The 18,836-nt window shown below is 62.2% G+C and carries 10 protein-coding genes; 9 read left to right on the top strand and 1 reads right to left on the bottom strand.

Annotated features, from left to right (window positions below):
* Positions 1–357: 357 nt before the first annotated feature.
* The 6 genes from OC450_RS14595 (at position 358) to OC450_RS14570 (ending at position 10,861) form a co-directional block, all read left to right on the top strand.
* Positions 358–1,230, top strand: a complete 873-nt coding sequence (locus OC450_RS14595) for a hypothetical protein (protein ID WP_262048117.1) — start codon at positions 358–360, stop codon at positions 1,228–1,230.
* Positions 1,224–3,461, top strand: coding sequence for a hypothetical protein (locus OC450_RS14590; protein WP_262048116.1), 2,238 nt, complete (start codon positions 1,224–1,226; stop codon positions 3,459–3,461). Before OC450_RS14595 ends, OC450_RS14590 begins: the two co-directional genes overlap by 7 nt.
* Complete coding sequence (locus tag OC450_RS14585; protein WP_262048115.1) at positions 3,458–4,465, top strand: TniB family NTP-binding protein; 1,008 nt, start codon at positions 3,458–3,460, stop codon at positions 4,463–4,465. The genes OC450_RS14590 and OC450_RS14585 overlap by 4 nt, the downstream gene beginning before the upstream one ends.
* Positions 4,466–4,959: 494 nt before the next feature.
* Complete coding sequence (locus tag OC450_RS14580) at positions 4,960–5,343, top strand: hypothetical protein (RefSeq protein ID WP_262048114.1); 384 nt, start codon at positions 4,960–4,962, stop codon at positions 5,341–5,343.
* Positions 5,340–6,272 carry a hypothetical protein gene (locus OC450_RS14575; RefSeq protein WP_262048113.1) on the top strand — a complete coding sequence of 311 codons (933 nt, stop codon included), beginning with the start codon at positions 5,340–5,342 and terminating at the stop codon, positions 6,270–6,272. The genes OC450_RS14580 and OC450_RS14575 overlap by 4 nt, the downstream gene beginning before the upstream one ends.
* Before the next feature lie 773 nt (positions 6,273–7,045).
* Positions 7,046–10,861 carry a Dyp-type peroxidase gene (locus tag OC450_RS14570; protein ID WP_262048112.1) on the top strand — a complete coding sequence of 1,272 codons (3,816 nt, stop codon included), beginning with the start codon at positions 7,046–7,048 and terminating at the stop codon, positions 10,859–10,861.
* A 46-nt stretch (positions 10,862–10,907) separates the two neighbouring features.
* Here OC450_RS14570 and OC450_RS14565 read toward each other — a convergent pair whose 3' ends face one another.
* Positions 10,908–14,021, bottom strand: coding sequence for an ATP-binding protein (locus OC450_RS14565; protein WP_211386475.1), 3,114 nt, complete (start codon positions 14,019–14,021; stop codon positions 10,908–10,910).
* 414 nt (positions 14,022–14,435) lie between these two features.
* Between OC450_RS14565 and OC450_RS14560 the strand changes: the two genes are divergently transcribed.
* From OC450_RS14560 to OC450_RS14550, 3 genes are all read left to right on the top strand, one after another.
* On the top strand, positions 14,436–15,632 hold the full coding sequence (locus tag OC450_RS14560; protein ID WP_211386476.1) for a M24 family metallopeptidase: 1,197 nt from the start codon (positions 14,436–14,438) through the stop codon (positions 15,630–15,632).
* A gap of 165 nt (positions 15,633–15,797) precedes the next feature.
* Positions 15,798–16,592, top strand: a complete 795-nt coding sequence (locus OC450_RS14555) for a sensor histidine kinase (RefSeq protein ID WP_262048111.1) — start codon at positions 15,798–15,800, stop codon at positions 16,590–16,592.
* Between the two features lie 193 nt (positions 16,593–16,785).
* Positions 16,786–18,732, top strand: a complete 1,947-nt coding sequence (locus OC450_RS14550) for an ABC transporter ATP-binding protein/permease (protein WP_262048110.1) — start codon at positions 16,786–16,788, stop codon at positions 18,730–18,732.
* Positions 18,733–18,836: the final 104 nt, after the last annotated feature.

Raw genomic sequence — 18,836 nt, 5'->3', positions numbered from 1 at the left:
GTTGACGGAGCCTTGCCGGTCAAGGCGAAAATCAGGCCCTGTAAGACCAATTTCACAAACGAATACAAAGGGTTGAAAAGAGGCGCGGGCTCCTCGATACTCGCCACTGTCCTACTTGGAGAACATGACATGCGCTGAACGCACAGCAGCCGACTTAGGGTTCCAAGGCCCCAAGCCGGCTGCTGCAGAACTAAGTCGCCGGCCACGGTGGACGCCGTAGCCAACAAATATCGAGAGTACCGATCTCAATGGCCGGAGATTCGCACACGCGGATTCCGGACGCAAGCCTCGTTTTGCTCGGCTTCGGCTCTCTCGATCGGACGCCTTCGTGGCGTAGCTCGACTGGAGATGGCCGGCATGCTCGGCATCATGGGACATAAATTTGGACCGCCTGACATCGGCTCGCTCATCCCAAAGCGTCTGATCGAGGAAGCGGGTGGTCTGAAGAATTTCCGTACGTGCGAGTGCGGCAATGGATTGAAGGTCCATCGCAGGATCGATGACGAGCGGGTGCGCCGACCGGTGAACGGACGGCGCGGCTTTGAGACCGTGCGATTCACCAGTACGAAGAACGCCGCTCGCGACATCCACTGTGAGTCGAAGGGCGAATTTCCCCTCTTCTGCGTCCTCGAGATCCACGCGTCGATCGAGCTTTATCGGGATCAACTCGACGTTGTGGAGATTCATGACGAGCTTGGCGGGACCTGGGCTTGCCCCGACGCGTTCGCGCTTCTTCGGCCCACCCAAGAGCCCATTTGGATCGAAGGCAAGTATGCGACGCACCTACTCCGCGGGCCGAATAACCTCAAGAAACTCGAACACGGAATCTCGGCGAATTTAAAGGGCAAGCTCTCCAGGCTGCACCGCGCCTTCATGCGAGCTGGCCTGTCCTACGTTGCCCTGAACCAGAGCTTCTGTCGTTCGAAGACCGTCGCGGATAACGTGAACCGCGCCTTCTGGCAACGCGGGAAATTGCCGACGCCGGACGAGATAGCGCGCCTCACGGAACTGCTCGCGTCCGGCCCATTGCCGTTCCGCGATTGCCTTACCGCGTTCTCCGATCGCGCGTTTCCGGCCGATTGGCTCTTCGGGGCGATCGCCCGCGGGCACGCCGAATACCATCTCCGCAATCCATTCTCCCTCGAAAGCAAGGTCGAGCTCCCGACGGGGCGTCCCTTCTGGATCGAAGCTACTGCATTCGAAGACGACAAGGAGTACGCTGGATGCTAGTCACGCGCGCGCCGCAAGAAGACTTGTCCCTGGCCGGGCCGCCGGTGCTTCCGCTCCATTCGAAAGTGAAGATCGCCAGCGCGCGCTATGAGCTCACGGGGGTGACCGGAAACCAAATGGTATTCCGTCGACATGACCACATGCACACGCTTCCCATGACGTGGAATCAATACTGCTGGTATTGGAAGCATCATGAGCTGACGGTCGAGCGAAAGGAGCTTCGGTCCGCCAACAAGCTGCGCCTCGCGAATATTCCATTCGAGTTCTTCGATCCTAAAACGCAACAGTTCATCGAGCGCAAGCTCTACTATTGCGCCAAGTTGGACGAGGCGCTGTCTTTGGCGGAGAACGCAAAGATGGCCGGACTAGAGTTGCCTCCCGAGGCCGTTCGCTGCCGCTCCAAGGACGATGTTAAGAATTGGCTGGCGAAACTGGAACCTTATAAGGGCGAGACCAAGAAACCGTCCCGCGGTCAGGTAATGGGGGACTACGCCCTGTGGGTTGCGTCCGGACGCAACAAGTGTGTTCTGGCCCATGGCAACACGGGTTCGTCACGAAAGTCCATCTTCGACGACATCCTCGTCGATATTATCTATGATGTCATTGAGAACTATTGGGGGCCAAATCCAAATCTCTCGCTTGAGAATATTCAGAAGAAGATCGCCGACGAGGTCGGATCGCGCTTCGCAGAAGGCGAGTTGCTGGTCGAGATGATCCCTTCCTTGGCGACCATCGCGCGCTATCGGAAGAAGCTCAACAACTACCTGCTCGTCCAGCTCCGCGAGGGCGTCTATGAGGCGGATAGACAGCATCAGCCTAAAGGTAAGATTCTCATTCCGGATTTCCCGCACAGTCGTTGGGAGGTCGATCACAGCCTTTTGCCGATCCGGGTCGCGTTCGAATTCAAGGATGAGAACGGAGAGACGAAGAGGATCATCGTTGGCAAGGTTTGGATCACCGTCGTCATCGACGCAGCCACAAGGTTCGTCCTTGCTGCGGTTCTTGGCATCGACGGGCCGAACAGCCTCCGGACGATGAAAGCCCTCAAGTTGGCTATGTCGCCGAAGTTCGAGCTGTTCGCGGAGCTCGGAATCGAGAACGCCTGCGATATCGCGATGATCCCCGTGATGCTCGTCATGGACAACGGCAAGGATTTCCATTCGAAGGACGTGTCAGCGCTCCTTTCAGATCTGTTGATCACACAGCAATTCGCGGGCGTCTACCGCGGTGACCACAAGCCGTTCATCGAGAGATTTTTCAGGACGCTGAAGGCATTCCTTCGGAAGATCCGTGGTGCTGAAGCAAGGGACGCGTCCAGCAAGAAAGGACCAAAGGCGAAAGAAGACAATCCCGCGAAGCCACTGAGCATGAAGGAGCTCGAACGCTTCATCTGGCACTTCATCATGGACGTCTATCACATCCGACCACATGCCGGCCTTCGCGGCCGTACGCCCCTGATGGCGATGACATCCGGCCTTCGCCGGCTCGATGCCGAACGGTCTCGCGGCTATTCCCCGCCGCTGCGGTTCTTCAGCGACTACACCGCCCTCGAGTGGAAGCTGATGTTTTCGATCCGGCGGACCCTCACCTACTACAGGACGAAGGGGGTTCGCTTCGAGAACCTTTTCTACAACGGCGGCCTCGATGCCGTCACCGACGGCACCAGGCTGCCGAGCAGGTTTGACTTCGAAGATCTGGGCCAAGCTCTCGTTTATCACCCCGGTCGCAATGAATACGTCTATGTCGATTGCACGGATACAGTCTACGCGACCGGCCTCGATGTGACCATTCATCGCAAAATTTGGGCTCACATCGTCGATGACGAAAATAAGCAGGCGGCGCTGGAGAAGCGAAAACCTAAGCCGACGCTCGCCAAGTACCAGGCGAACGAACACGCCCTTCTATGTCAGCTCTTCGACATCACGGGCCATGCTAAAGCACCCTCGCGGTCCTTGCGGGACGGCGTCGTCGTGTTGGGACGCAACCTCGACCTGGCCACAGCGGTCGCCCGCCAGGAAGCTCGCGCGTGGCATACCGGTGTCAAGCCGCCAAGCGCCCTCATCGATCTCGTGAAGGGCGACAGCGGTTATTGGGAAGTCGAACCCAAGGCTCCGTCGTCGGCCGAAAAACGCAGCGAGTATGATTACGTTACGCTTCCGCCGGCAGAGGAGGCGTTGGTCGACCAAACGATCGATCCCTCAGCGGACTTCGACCCTCGGGCTACATCATGATCTCGAAACCAATGTCTATTCCAGCTCTCGCGGCACCACCACCGCTTGCGAAGGCCGATTTGATCCTCCTGCCCATTGAGGAGCGCCTTGCATCCATCGATGGCCATTTTTTTTACACCCCCGATGTCGGCAAAGCCGTCAGATCGATGAAGCACGTTCTCTACGAACGCACCACGTCGGGGCTGCACACCAATATCGTGATGCACGGTCCGGAAGGCTCCGGAAAGACCTCGCTCGCTGAACATTTTCTGTCACAGAACCCTCCCATCCCGGCCGATCCGATTGCTCGCCAGCCTGTACTGTTCAGCAAGTTCTCGCGGACAGCGAGCGCAAAAGACCTGGCGCATGCTGTGCTCGCAAGTGGCGGTTGGCCGCAAGTTCGCAACAGCAATAACGATGAACTGGCCTGGGTTCAGATCAAACTCTTTCTGGAGAAGGTTCAGGCCCGTCTCCTTGTTCTAAATCACGCGGATCGCCTGATCCGGGGGGACGCCATGTCCGAGAAGGGCATAGATCTTCTGGAGGATCTTCTCGACGTCACGCCCTGCCCTGTCATGATCGTCGGACAAGATGGGTTCGGTGATGTCATCGAGAGGTGCGACCGCCTGGCGAGCCGATTTCCCTTGCATCTTCCGATATCGCGGATGCCCTACGGGAAGGATTGGCTGGCAACCTGTAATCTGCTGAACGAAAAGCTGCCATTTCGGGCGACTGAAATTCTGACGGGCGAGATGCCCGAGCGATTGCAAATCGCAGCAGCCGGCGGCACGCCTGACTTAATGCGCCTAACCCAGACGGCATCCAGGATCGCGATCTTCGGCGAGAAGTCGCTTGAACTTACGCGCCGCCACTACCTCGCAGCATTCGCATGCCGGCCCGGACGCGGCCCCAACCCGTTCGACAAAATTCCTCTGGAAAAACTCCGAATGACGAAGCATTCCACAACACCCGTTTCCGACCGCGCGCAGGTCCTTTGGGCGAAAAACCTGAGCACTTCGTCATGAAGTCGCGAAGAACGAGGTTTTCACCATTACCAGGCGAGTCGATGCCGTCGCTTTTGCTAAGGGCTGCGAGTACGTTGACACCGTTTCCTGCAGATGTCGTACACGATCTCCTCGGCGACCCCGAGCATTTGGCATCGGCGGCGAACCGTGTCGATCGCGTCACGGAGTTCGCGGAATACCTTAACGTACCTCCGAGTGAACTTATTCCTACAATGCTTGTGCCGGACGTGAATCGCCCCGGTCACGTCCGTCTCGGGGAATTCGTCCTCCAGTGTGACCAAGTCTGTTTGACGCCAGTCCGGTTTGCGTTCGACATATTGCGCAAAGACGACCACCCCTACCATCGCCTTGTCTGGGCGGTTCGTGCTCTCCGCAGAGATCCCGACAGCGGTGCGCCTCTCGAGGAGCGGTGTGCATTCTGTTCGGCCCGTTTCTGTTGGTCCGCCGCCTTCGCGCTTGCGCGATGTCACAACTGCGGCGGAGACGCTACGCGCATGCCGGCAAAGGGGATGGTCGCCGACAGCGCGAAGGCAGTGTTTTGCGCGAAAGTCTTGTCGTCCTCTGTGCGGCAGCGTACCGATTTCCGACGCTCTCTGCCGGACGACATGACGACTTGGCCCGAAGCCGACCTGCTGGAAATGGCCGATGCTCTTTGCGATCTCGGCCCTTCGAGTGCGGAGGAAGCGGACGCCTTGAACGCCCTCTACCTGGGACAAGCTGCAGTCGTCTCGCTTATCGCGGACCGCCTATCGGAAATGCGTCGTCAAGCTCCGCGCATCTCCAGCTTGGTGGCGTTTGCAGACCTCAATGTTCGCATCAAACGCCTGCGCTCGCTCCGAGTGAGAAAGCGTCTCGCGCTGGTCTTGGAGGGCCTATGACGCTGGCCATCGAATATCAGGTCAAGGTCATAATTGAAGCCGTCAAAGCCTCGATTAGTCCTGCTGAAGCTTATAACATATCCATCATCCTTCCATGGTTCTCGGAGTTTCTCGGCAGGACCAACAAGGATTTTGTTAGCGCTGATCTTTTGGATTTGACCGCATTTTGCCAAGAGCGCGCCAAGACTCGCAGCGAGCGATCGATGAATCGGCTCATCTGGAGTCTTCGGACTGCAATCCAAATGCTCGTCAATGCGGAACTCCGCACTGATAACCCCGCTCTGCTGCTTCCCTTCTTTGCGAAAACCACAACCCCACCGAACTATTCGATAAAACGCGCGGAAGTCGACGCATTGATTGCGTGGCAGAGGTGCCGTCTTCAACAGACGCAAGGACCAAGATACCCCTTCGAACTCCGCGGTCTTGTTCTGGTTTGTCTTCTTGCTGCAGGAATTACCGTGGCCGAATTGGTTGGCCTCGATGTCGCCGACTACTCGTCTAACGGCGTGACAGCCGGGCGAAACGGCTCGCGCGAACGCTTGGTGCGTCTGGATGACTTGGCATCGGCTGCGGCGTCGGAGTGGTTTGAATATCGAGCGAGCATTCCGGCTGCTGACGAATCGCTATTTCCTGCCTCGCTCCCACCGTGGACCCGCCTTGGAGTGAAGGCCGTCTCCCACGTCGTGGCACGCATTATCGAAGCCGGGGGGCCTTGTTACTCCCACCTGACCGCTGGGACGCTTTACAGAAGCATGTACGCAGCAATCGTCGAGGATGGACACGGTTGGAATTTGGCGATCGGCGCAGGAGGCCGTAAAACCGTACCGTCCGTCGTCAGGCCCGCTCCGTCTATCGAGAAGCTTGCGGTGATGGTCGAGCGATTCCATCCGCTCGGGTCCTGCATCCCGCAAGCGCGGGTAGATGATTAGCCGAGCGAGGCCTTAGGTTCGTCTTCTACAAGCGTGATTGAAAAGAGCCGGCACGATGGCTCTTTCTTTGTGATTTCAATGGCTTAGATGGTCGTGATCTAGACTCGGAATCGGAGCACGCTGCGTGGTCGTGGACTCGTAATCCGGGGTTCCAGACTCGATATGCTGTATAAGTTAGTCACTGATTTCGCTTTGTATTTTGTCCCGCTGGACTCAATTGGCATGAGAAGTATCATGCGGTTCGCCCCACCGCCCTGATTTGAGTTGGTGCGCCCGGATCCTGAGTAGCCTGATACGCCAGAGGACCGTCAGAGAGCCGCCTGGTCGCGACTGCACCGATGTCGGACGGTTCGCCTCGTGAACAAGCTTCATGCACCCGCACGACCGCGCGAGATCGTGGGTCCCGAAAGCCAACCTCGAGCGCGATCGAACGTGGGATCGCCGGCGCCGGTCCCCCGGCCCTCAGCCATATCTGCGCAATGGGTTTCAGGACGCTTTCCGGGTCTGCGGACCGCGAAGGAAAGTTCGGGATTGTGGGCCAGTTCATAGAAGCAAGGCCGCGGGAACCCCAGAGTTGAATGGCTGTATCGGCTCGATACGCGGCTGCAAGGACCGTCCGTCCGACAGCCGTCGGTAAAAGTCCATGACCCCACCCGCAACATTGTGGGGCAGATTACATATTTGCGGAAAAAGACACGTTACGGTTGTGTTTTAGCAAGGCGCGACGAGGGGTCGGGCGCCTGCACCAGGGAGATAAATCGATGCGTCGCGATTTGACCATCAAGACCGGCAGCATGGCCGGCACTTCCGATTTCAGGGTGATGGCTCCGATCAAGAAGGGGTTCGTGCCTTCCCTCGATGCGACCACATACAAGACGCGCGTCAAATACGTGTTGCGGGCGCTGAATGGCGGGCGCGCCATCGCGTATGAATACGAGCTCGCCCGCGTCCTGTCAGACTCCGTGGACCGCGTGGGACGTATCCACTCCGTGGGCATCGCCGTGCTCGAACCCGAGGACGACGCCGAGGACGCCGTGGACTACGTGCTGCTGACCGCGACATTCGACGGCTCCTGGGAAGCCTATGTGCGCGTCATCTGGCAAAAGGCCGCGCGGCTGCTCGACCTCATCTTCTGCAATACCGACGGCTATGTGCTGGGCTACGAAAACACCTACGAAAACTGGGGCATCTGGCTCAAGAGCAGGCAGACCGAAGCGTATTTCCTCTATGCCACCCCCGACCTGACCGTCGATGACACGCGCTTCCTGCGGATGGAGGAGCGGGTCTATCGGCGAGCTTCGGGCGCCGGTGCCGATCAGATCGTCACGCGGACCAGGATTCCGTCGCCGGAAGACATCGCGCGACGCTCGATATTCCCGGTCGACGGCAAGGCTGGCGTCGATCCGACCAACTCCGGCTTCAGCAAACCACTCACCATCGAAGCCGCCGGCCGGCCTGCTTTTCACCACGGTATCCTGGCGCTGGCGGGGCTCTATCATCTGGCCGACTTCTATCCGCCGGGGACGCATGACGGGGTGGTTCTGCATCGGGCCGCCCACGAGCTGCTCCCGGAATTCGTCACCATGATCAACGCCCCGCCCTACGCGGAAGGCGTCAAGCGCGCCCGCCGGCGCTATGAAGAGGCCCTGAACTGGTTGCTGACCCCGCCCGACGTGGCGCCGATACGGAGCAATCTGCCGCTCGCCCTGCCGCCCGAACCGCCGTTGCAGGATCCCAGCAACGTGCAGGGCGGGATTCTCTCCGCCTACCCCGCTTCGGATCACGGCTGCCTGCTGCTGTTGCAGTTCGCCAATCCGGCCGCACTGGCGGCGTTTCTCGACGTCCTGCGGGTGACGTCCGAAGCTGACGAGCTCGCCCCCGGCCAGATCGTCACCAACATCGCATTCACGGTCGAGGGGCTGCGTCACGCCGGATTGACCGACGCAGAGGTGCGCACGCTGCCGGAAGAGTTTTTGCAGGGCATGGAGAGACGCGCCGGCCTGCTCGGCGACGTGCGCTGGAATCATCCCCAGCGCTGGCGCCTTCCGGCCAGCAACTGGGCGCGCGGCATCGATGCGCCAGACCTGAGCGAAAACGACCCGGCGCCGCGCATCAGCATGAGCTCCGTGCATGCAGTCCTTCAGCTTCGCCTGCTGACCAAGGACGCGAACAAGGACCCGCAAGCGGCGGCGGATGCGAGAAAACCGTTGATGGCTGAAATGAGCCGCCTGGTCGAGGTGGATTCGGGCGTCAGGCCGCTCTCGATTCAGTGGATGCAGCGGCAGCGCGATGGATCCAACATGAAGGACCATTTCGGTTTCGCCGACGGCAGCTCGAATCCGGTGCTGGATAAGAGCCGGGCCGGCAAGGGCTATTCCAATCAGGTGCATCTCGGCGAGATTCTGTGCGGCTATCCGACCCTTGCCGACGCGACGGCGCCGCTCGGCGACGCGACCAATCGTGCCCATGCGATGCTCCGCGATGGCAGCTTCATGGCGCTGCGTAAGCTGCGACAGGATGTCGAGCAGCTCGAGGACGTCCTGTCCCGGGCCACGCGACAGGCGACCGAGACGGTTGCGGCTGATACACCTGCACTGACGCGCGAAACGCTGATGGCCAAGATGATGGGACGCTGGCCGACGGGCCATCCCCAGGCTGGCCAGCCGCTGACCCCTACTCCGCCCCCCGACAAGGACTGCAACGACTTCAACTACGAGGCCGATGCGCAGGCCCAGCTGTGCCCGTTTCACGCGCACATACGGCGCGCCAATCCGCGCGTTCCGATCACCAAGGCGGATGCCGGCGCCCGGCCCCCTCGGATCGTCAGGCGCGGCATGTCCTATGGTCCGCCCGTCGACCCGCAAGCCGCCAAATCCGCCCCGCCACCCGAGCGCGGCCTGGTTTTCATGGCCTACAATGCCAGCCTCGGCGAGCAGTTCGAGGTGGTGCAGAGCTGGCTCGCCGGCGGCAACAGCTCGGGCTCGTTCTCCGGCGAGAGCGATCCTTTCCTCGGCCTCGCCGAACCCGGCCGGCTTCGACATTTCCGTTTCGAGCATGGCGGTCAGACCGTTCGCGTCGCGCTGGACGGCTCGGACCGGCTCCACGACGAACCCCGTCCGTTCGTCCGTCTGGAATGGGGCGCGTATTTTTTTGCGCCATCGAAAAAGGCGCTTGCCGACCTGCAGCAATGGGCGGCGAGCCAGGGGCGCAAGCCGGCGGTGACGTGGAGCGCGGATGAGGGCGAAAAAGAGATCGCGCGTCTGCGCCTGATCGAGAGGCGGCAGGGCGAAGCCGCGGCGATGGACGCGTGGAAGACGGCGCTCGAAGATCCGGATTCAGCCTCGCATTTCGTCAACGCGTCGATCTGGGCTGCGATCCGCGAGCGTCACGGCGGCGCGCTTCGCACTCCCTTCGGAGTCCTGGTGGCCGACCGCGACCTGGTCTACCAGGTCTTCGCCGATTCCGACACCAAGCTGACCATCACCGGCTACCTGCCCCGCATGACGCGGTCGTTCGGCATCCTCTATCTTGGCCGCGACGCCAGACAGCCAGACCAAGTCTACGAGCAGGAATCTGCTGTCTGCAACGCTGCGATCATGGCCCTCGACCAATTCGCCACATTCGAGCTGGCGCGCGCGGTCGTACAGAAGGTGCTGGGCTTCATGGTCAAGGAGACCATTGGTTATGCCGCCGCCGACGGCGAAGCCAGCTGGGAACTGACCGTCGACGTGCACGAATTGGTGGATCCGCTGCTCGGCGCCTTCTGCGAAGAGTGGTTCGGGTTGAGCGAGGCCGGCGGCCATTTCCGCCGCGCCGGCTATCGCTGGGATTGGAAGCAAGGCGAGCCGCCTGGCTATCCCGGCCATTTCCTGTCGCCCTCGCGCTACATCTTCCAGCCCCATCCAAACAAGAAGGTGGAAGAGGTCGGCGCGGCACATGGCGATGCTGCACGCCGCGCCATGGAAGGTTTCCTGACGCAGTCCGGGCCGACAAACGGACCCGTGACGAAGGCCGTTTACAACTCGCCGCGGGGCACCGGCGACATCCCGTTCGTGGCGCGCACGATCGCCGGCGCCATGATGGGCTTCATTCCGACCGTCGACGGAAACCTGCGCAGGATATTGAACGAATGGCTGCGCGAAGGAACCCTGTGGGCGTTGCGCGCTCGCTATGCCGGCACAGTGGCAAAGGACTACACCGATGCCCTCAACCGGCTGAGAGACGACTTCATCCCGGCTATGCAATTGCGTGCGGTGCCCGAACTGATCTGGCGGACGGCCATCGTTTCGCACACCATCGGAGATGTCGAGATCAGACCGGGAGACATCATCGTCGCGGGCGCCATCTCCGCCACCCAGCAAAGCCTCGCCGCAGGCCGTCAGGACATCTATCACGCCTTCGGTGGCAACCGCAGGGTCGCGGGCCATCCCACGCATTCGTGTCCCGGAGCAGACCCGGCGCTGGCCGTGATGCTGGGATTCTTCAGCGCACTGGTGGAGACGACCCTGCCCTTGCGTACCGGCCCCATGCCACTGAGCTTGACGATGGACGGACGGGTCCCCGCGCAGCCGGGCTCACCCTCCCCCTAGACACCTAAAGCGCGATGACAATCGTCCTGATCTCATCGCGCTTTGGCTAGACGGCATAATGCTGGCCGCCACCGAGCAGGTTGCGCTGACCGTTGGCGCGGATGACGGGCGTACCGGCTACGGAGCGGATCGCCTGCTCCGCGTGCCAATGCATGCCGAGCGCGGATAGTTTCTCGGCGGCTTCCGTTGCGGCCTGGTGGGCCGCCTCCCCGTGCCCCTGCTGCGCGAGCAGCTCGCCGCGCGCGGCCAGATTCAGGGCCGCATCGCGCAGCGAACCGCGCCAGCCTGCGGAGGTTTCCGCTCGGAGCAACCAGCGCTGGCTTCGTCCAAAGTCCCCGCGCAGGGCTGCGAGCTTCGCGAGCGAGCGGCAAGCCGCCGCCTCGCCCAGCCGCTCGCCCTCACGCGCGCGGCTGAGGATATGGGCGGCGTACCGCCGTGCAGTTTCGACATCGCCTTCGGCCGCCGCCGCCTCGACCAGCCAGCTATATTGAACCGACGTGTAGAAGTGGAAGTTCCGCCGCTCCATCCATTGGGCTGCGTTGCGCAATTGCTGCAAGCCGTCGGCATCGCCGGTCGCCGACCAGCGGGCAAATCCGGACGCGGCGCGGCATGCCGCCAGCAGCAGCAGGCTGCGCATGTTCTCGGCGACACGCGCGCCCTCGACGGCCAGTCGCTCGGCCTCCTGCCAGCGGCCTTGCCAGATCAGCGCGACCGAGACCCAATTGCGCACCGAACTGACGACCGGGTGGGTCGAGCCTTCGACCAGGGCCATCGCTTCGCTGAAACAGTCCTGGGCACCGTCGAAATCGCCGCGATCTGCCAGGACACTGCCCTTGCACGACAATGCGTAGGCCGAGCCGAAGGAGATCGCGCCGTGCCGGCGGCTGCGTTGCTGCTGGGCCGAGATGGCAGCGTCGATCAATGCGGTCGCTTCGTCATATTGGCAGCTTGCGGCGAGAATCTGGCCCAGCGCAGCTTCGATCTGGGCGATCAGTCGGTGATCACCGAGCTTGCGTGCCAATTCCAGGGCCGTCCGCGTGTGTGTCACGCCCTCGCGAAAGCGGCCGAACCCGTAGCACATGTAGCCAAGCCATTCGTATGCGCTGGCCATCGCGCCGGTATCGCCGAGCGAGGACGCGACCGCGACCGCCTGCTCGAACACGGTGGTGTCGTCGGTCAACGAGAGCGGGTCGAATATGTTGGCCATGCCGAGCTTGTTGGCGAGCAGGCACCAGTGCAGTGACTGCTCGCGCGAGCGATCCGGCACGCGATCGAGCGATTGCATGGCAATCTGATACTGGGCACGGGCACGGTCCAGCGCGAAAGCAGCCATGGCCTTGTCGCCGGCGCGTTCGGCATAATGGGCCGCGCTTTCCCAATGACCTGCGCCGCGCGAGTGGTAGGCCAGCGCCTCCAGCGTGTCTTCGCGGTCGACCTGCTCGGACCGCGCCAGCAGCGTGGCTTCGATGCGCCTGTGCAATGCCTGACGCTCGTGCAGGCCAATGGTGTCGTAGACCGCGTCCCGCGTGATGCCGTGCTTGAAGCGAAGCACGTCGCCCGCTGGATCGGCATAGAGAAAATCCGCGTCGGCCAATGCCCGCACCGTCGCCGGGTCGGGCTCGCAGCCGCAGGCCGAAACCAGCAGCCCGTTCGGCACCGTGTTTCCAATGACCGCAGCGGCGCGCACCATGTTCATTTCGTCCGGCGGAAGGCGCGCCAGCCGCGAGGCGACCAGCGTTGCGATCCATCCTTGCTTGCTGCGCATTTCGAACGAAACAGGATCGTTGGCCGCGATCGAGTGACACAGCTCTTCGATGAACAGCGGCACCCCGCCGGCATACGCGTGGACGCGCGCCACCATGAAGGGATCGGCTTGTGGCACCCAGCGTCGTACCGCAAGGTCGGTTTCCGCTCCCTGAAACGGCTCCAGGAGCAGGTGCGGCGCGCTGGAAATCCAGTCGGTGCCGTCGTCGCGCGGCCGGCTGGCGAGGACGACGCGCGGTCCATTGGGCAATTGCAGGAGCGCCTCCAGCAGCTGCCGGCTCGCGTCGTCGGACCATTGCCAGTCGTCGATCACCAGCACCAGCGGACCCCGCGCGGACAGGGCCGCAAAGAACCCGAGCAGGTCACCGACCACGCCATCGACGGTCATCCGGCCGCCGCGCGCATCGGCGCCGGTCGACGCCAGCCCGAGGATCGATTCAGCACGCGAACCGAGCTGGCCAGCCCATGGCTGCAGGGCCGCACGAGCCGTCTCGCCGGCCTCGATGACGGATGTGTCCGGTCTTACGCCCAGATACGCGCGCAGCATCTGCAGGAACGGCTGCAGGACCTCGGCACCGACATAACTCTCGCAGTTGCCCCGCAACAGTTTGAACTGATCAGTACCGCAGTGTCGCAGCGCTTCTTCCAGGAGCCGCGTCTTCCCGAGCCCGGGACCTCCGACGACGACCGCGCAACGTTGCGTCGCCGGCTGTGCCTGGCCGAGAAAGCCTGTCAGAAAGTCGAATATCTCGTTGCGGCCAATGAAGGGTGTCAAGCCGCGGCGCGACGTTGCTTCAAATCGCCGGGTTACCGTGCTTCGTCTCAGCACCACACGCGCCTTCGGCATTCCGGACGCCGACCCCGATGTGTCGAGGTGACCGCCGAGCTCGAAGAAATGCGCATGCGGCCCCAGGGCATCGATGCTGGCAAGGATCTGGCCGGGGGCCGCGTGACGAGACAGGTGCGCGGCGGTGTTCACGACGTCGCCGATCAGGTCATACCGGCCGGATTCGATATCTCCTTCCGTCAGCAGCAAGGTGCCGGCGTGGATGCCCGAGTGCATGCGAAGCGGCATCAGAGCCGGCGACACGCCACCGTGGCGCAACTCCCCGACCCACATGTGAATATCGATTGCGGCTTCTGCGGCGCGACGCCCGTCGTCCTCGCCCGAACGGGGATAGCCGAATACGGTGAGGGCACCATCCCCCTGCGTTCTGATGACGCGACCACCGTGCTTGGCCGCCGCGCGATGCCAGATCTCCCGCAATTGGCCGAGGAGTTCGGAAAGATGTTCCGACTCCATGTCCCGACCCAAAACGGTGGACCCGACGAGGTCAGAGAAAAGCACCGTCAGTCGATGACGTTCGCCTTTCAGATTGCGGGTCTGCGTGTTCATCGTCGCTGTCGAGGCCAGCTCGTTCCCGAACAGCAAGCACGGTCCCGCTGGCGCCGGACCGGATGCCGCAGGGCATCATACACACCCGTACAATCCCGGCTACCCTCCGCGAGAGGTGGGTATGGAAGCAAGGTTACCGTTGCCGCCGGCGGTCGTGATGCCGTTTTCCTGACCTGACGCAATTCCCCCGGGCGACATCCGGAAATGCGACCGGATCGGCCTTGAATTGACTGCGCCGTCCCGTTGGAATCATTGAAGTTTCGTATATTTCAATGTGCTCAAGGGATACACGCAGGTCAGTCCGGCCAAATCCTGGGCTACCCAGAACCCCGCTCCAGGACGAGAGTTGTCGCTGAGGCAAACCACACAGCGGACGCAGGCGTTCAAGCCGCGCCATTTATCGGAAGGTTCGTCATGCAGGAGAACGTCGCCCGCGCAGGTCGCTCGCGCGCCATTCCATTCGATGCCGCCAAGCTCGATCGCCTCATGGAGGCAGCCGGTCTCGACATCCTGATCGCGACCTCCAAGCACAATGTGCAGTACCTGCTGGGCGCCGAGCGCGCGATCTTCTTCGACTACATGGATGCGCTCGGCGTCAGCCGCTATTTGCCGGTCCTGGTCTATCCCAAGGGCAAGCCGGAGCACGCAGTCTATGTCGGGCACCGGCTGGAGACTCATCAGCGCACCGTTGCGCCGCCGTGGGTGGCGCAGGTCAGGACCGAGTCCAACGGCTCGGTCGACGCGATCACGCGCGCCGTGGCGCTGATCCGCGACACCGGCGTGCCGTTGAGGCGGATCGGGGTCGAGATGGCGTTCCTGCCGATGGATGCGGGCCGCGCGCTGGCCGACGCCCTGCCCGGCGCCGAGCTGAAGGACGCGCTGCTGGTGCTGGAGCGGCTCCGTGCGGTCAAGTCGGCGGAGGAGCTTGCAAAACTCAAGACGGCGTCCGAGCTCGTCATCGCCTCCATGCTGGAGGTGATCGCCGGGCACGGGCCGGGCACCACCAAGCAGCAACTGTCGGATGCGCTGCGGATCGCGGAGGCCAATCGCGGCCTGACCTTCGAATACTGCCTGCTCGCCTGCGGCAGCAGCCACAACCGGGCGCCTTCGGCGCAGCGTTGGGAGCAAGGCGAGGTTCTGTCGCTGGATTCCGGCGGCAATTATCACGGCTATATCGGCGATCTCGCGCGCATGGCCGTGCAGGGCCAGCCCGATGCCGAGTTGAAGAACTGCCTGGCCGAGATCGAGGCGGTGCAGCGCGCGGCTTTTGCCGCGGTCCGGCCGGGAGCCATGGGCGGCGACATCTATGTTGCGGCCGAGCGGCAGCTCGCCCAGATCACCCAGCGCGACTGCACGGAGTTCTTGGCCCACGGCATGGGCCTCGTCAGCCACGAGGCCCCTCGCCTGACCGCCAAGGGTCCGGTCCCCTACGACGACACCGATGCCCGACTGCCGCTCGAAGCCGGCATGGTGGTGTCGATCGAGACCACCATGAAGCATCCGAAGCGCGGCTTCATCAAGCTCGAGGACACAGTCGTGGTGACGGCGACGGGATACGAGATCTTTGGCGAGGGCGGCCGCGGCTGGAATTTGGGAGGCAGCGCGCTTTAGCGCAGCGCCATCATCGGCGGACTCTGACCAATGACGCCTCCAACGTCGGGGCGGACAATGTCGTGTGCCGTACATGGTTGATTTGGGTCAATCTGGCCCTCGCTATCCGGCTCTAGGCTCACTTCGTAGGGGAACGCCGCGAATACCTTTTACGGGGCCGGTAGCATGATCGATGAACGTTCGACAGGCGTTTCCGACCTCCCCCCGGGCGTGATTTTCCGGAACGAGGATCGGCCGTCGCTCGCTGCGGGGCTGACCGATCATCGCCTCGTGGAGAGCGAGCTGCGAAGAGCGCTGACGCAATGCCAGGCGCTGCTTCTTGAAAAGGACGAGCTGATCCACAGACAAGAACTGTTGAAGGCGGAATCCGATCATCGGCTGTTGAACGATCTCCAGATGACCATCAGTCTGCTTTCTTTGCAAAGCCGCAGTTCGACAAATCCGGAAGCGGCCTCACAATTGGCGCTGGCGGCCAATCGCGTTTCCATGATTGCGCGAATCCACCACCGCCTCAATTCCTATGGGGGTGCGAAAACAATAGCGTTCAGGAAGTTCCTGGAGGACCTTGGTCGCGACTTTTCCGCGATGTCGTCATCGGACGGCGTTCCCGGGAAAATCAGCGTAGAGGGTAGCGAACTCAACCTGCCTGCCCCGATCGCCATTCCGCTCGGCTTCATCGCCAGCGAGTTGATCACGAACGCCGCAAAGTACGGCGGAGGTCGTATCGTGATCAGGCTGGAGCCGGATCTCGCTCATCGCTACGCGCTATCGGTTTCCAACGATGGCCCGGCCTTGCCCGAGGGGTTCGATCCCGGCGCGAACAAGGGGCTGGGGATGAGAATTGTTCAATCCTTCACCAGCCAGATTGGCGGTGAGTTGCGGATCAGCCGTGGCGCCGATGGTCAGGGGGCCCGATTTACGGTTCTGTTTTCCGAACCGACGGGAGCAAGCGTTTCATAGTCCTTCGCCAAAAGCCGCGAACAGTTGGCGCTGAAAACCAGCTCGCGAAACAGTATAGGCCGATGTCAAACTCAAACCGCGAGAAGCATTCGGCATCCTTGCAAAGGTGGACCGACGGCCAGCGCATGCGATGCGGGGACTCGCTGGGCAAGTCAACACGGTTCAGCCACGCAACAAAGGTGGACCCCGGGGTATGAAGGCGGGCGCTGCATCACCTGCTGCTCCGGATGCCGTCGCTCGCCCGGCGGAGACAATTCCGACGCTGTCGCGGCCCGCGCAGCCTTCAATCCAAATGATGCCGGGAGCGGCCGCCAGGCCCGCTCTCGCCGACGCACTGGTCAAGGCTGCGCCGACAGGCGATTTCAATCTTGCCCGAGACCTGGGCGTGTTCACGCGTATTCGCGCCGAAGGGGGACGGCGCGTGATGGCGATCTTCGTAGCCTCGACTGTCGTCACCATTGCCAACATGTTTGGACAAGTCCAGCTCAATGATTGGAACGGCCGGTTCTTCGACGCCGTCGGGCGCAAGGATCTGTCGGGTTTCGTTCACGATCTCCAGACGTTCGTTGTCATCATCGCTGTCTTGTTGGCGCTTACGGTCGCAAACACTTTTCTCCAGGAGCGCCTGAAGTTTCGGCTGCGCGAATGGATCACCCGTCATCTCCTGGCCGAGTGGCTCAAGCCGTTGCGCGTCTATCAGCTCGGCTTTGCCGGCGAGTATGGTCACAACCCGGACCAGCGCATTCAGGAGGATACCCGTCTTTTGGGCGACTACACCGCCGACCTCGGCTGCGGCATGGTCTATTCCTTGCTCCAGCTCATAGCTTTCGTCGGCATGCTCTGGACTCTCTCGGCGCAGGTCACGTTCCAGGTCGCAGGCCATGACATCGCCATTCCCGGCTACATGGTCTGGTGTGCGCTCGCTTATGCCTCGATTGGCTCCGCTCTGACCTGGATCGTGGGGCGGCCGCTGATAGCCCTGAACGGCGAGCGATACGCACGTGAGGCGGAATTCCGCTTTGCGCTCGTTCGGGTCAACGAGTCCGGCGAGAGTATCGCACTGCATGGCGGCGAGCCGGACGAGCGACGGCATCTCGAGGCCGCGCTGGCGGCCGTCGTGGACACGATGCGACGGATATCCTCTTCGCTCGCTCACCTGACCTGGATCACATCGGGAATCGGCTGGCTGTCGCTCGTCGTTCCGATACTGGTGGCTGCACCAGCCTATTTCGGCGGCAACCTGACCCTGGGCGGCCTGATCATGGTGGCGGGCGCGTTCACCCAGGTACAATTGGCACTGCGATGGTTCGTCGATAATTTTTCACGGCTCGCCGACTGGCGTGCTGCGGTCCATCGGGTCGCGCGCTTTCGCGAGGCACTCGACAATCTGCCTGCGATCGAACAGGGCGCTGAGGAAATCAAACGCGCGCTGCACCCTGACGGACATCTTGCTTTCGAGGGCGTGCGGATCCTCTTGCCGGATGGGCATATCGTCATCGATGACGCGACGGTCAGCATCACTCCCGGCGAGCGGGTGCTGATCGTCGGCGACACCGGACGAGGAAAATCGACACTGTTTCGCGCCGTGGCGGGCCTCTGGCCGTGGGGTTCCGGGATCATCCTCACGCCTGCGCCCGGCGCCATGGCGTTCCTGCCGCAGCGCCCTTACCTGCCGCTGGGGACGCTCCGAAACGCCTTGAGCTATCCGAGCCCGCCCGACGCCTTCGTTGATGCGGACGTGCGACAAGCCCTGGAGCGGTGCGATCTCGGCGATCTCATTCCCAAGCTCGACAAGACCGAGCGCTGGGACAAGGAACTTTCGCTTGGCGAACAGGAGCGCCTCGCCTTTGCGCGCCTTCTGCTGCACAAGCCGGGATGGGTCTTTCTCGACGAAGCGACAGCCGCGCTCGACGAAGACAGCCAGCGACGGGTCATGCGCCTGTTCGACGATGAGCTGAAGCAGACCACCGTGTTGAGTATTGGTCACCGGCCGGATCTTGCCGTCTACCACACGCGAACGCTTCAGCTTGTTCATGGAGTTGATGGTGATCGCCTCAAGCTCAAACCGCCCCCTGCCTCGCCTCCGTCTCGGCGCTGGCTGCAACGGCTCGACGACTGGCTGCTGACCATCCGGCCATGATGCGGGTGCTGCAGCGAGGCAAGCTCCAGACTATCATCGGGTCAACCTTGTTGACGCGCTCTCTTGCCTGCGAGCTCCGTCATGATGACCGGCCCCTCCTCTTC

It is taken from the genome of Bradyrhizobium sp. Bra78, assembly GCF_024519855.1.
GTDB lineage: Bacteria > Pseudomonadota > Alphaproteobacteria > Rhizobiales > Xanthobacteraceae > Bradyrhizobium > Bradyrhizobium japonicum_G.
This window is presented reverse-complemented; position numbering and strand designations above follow the sequence as displayed.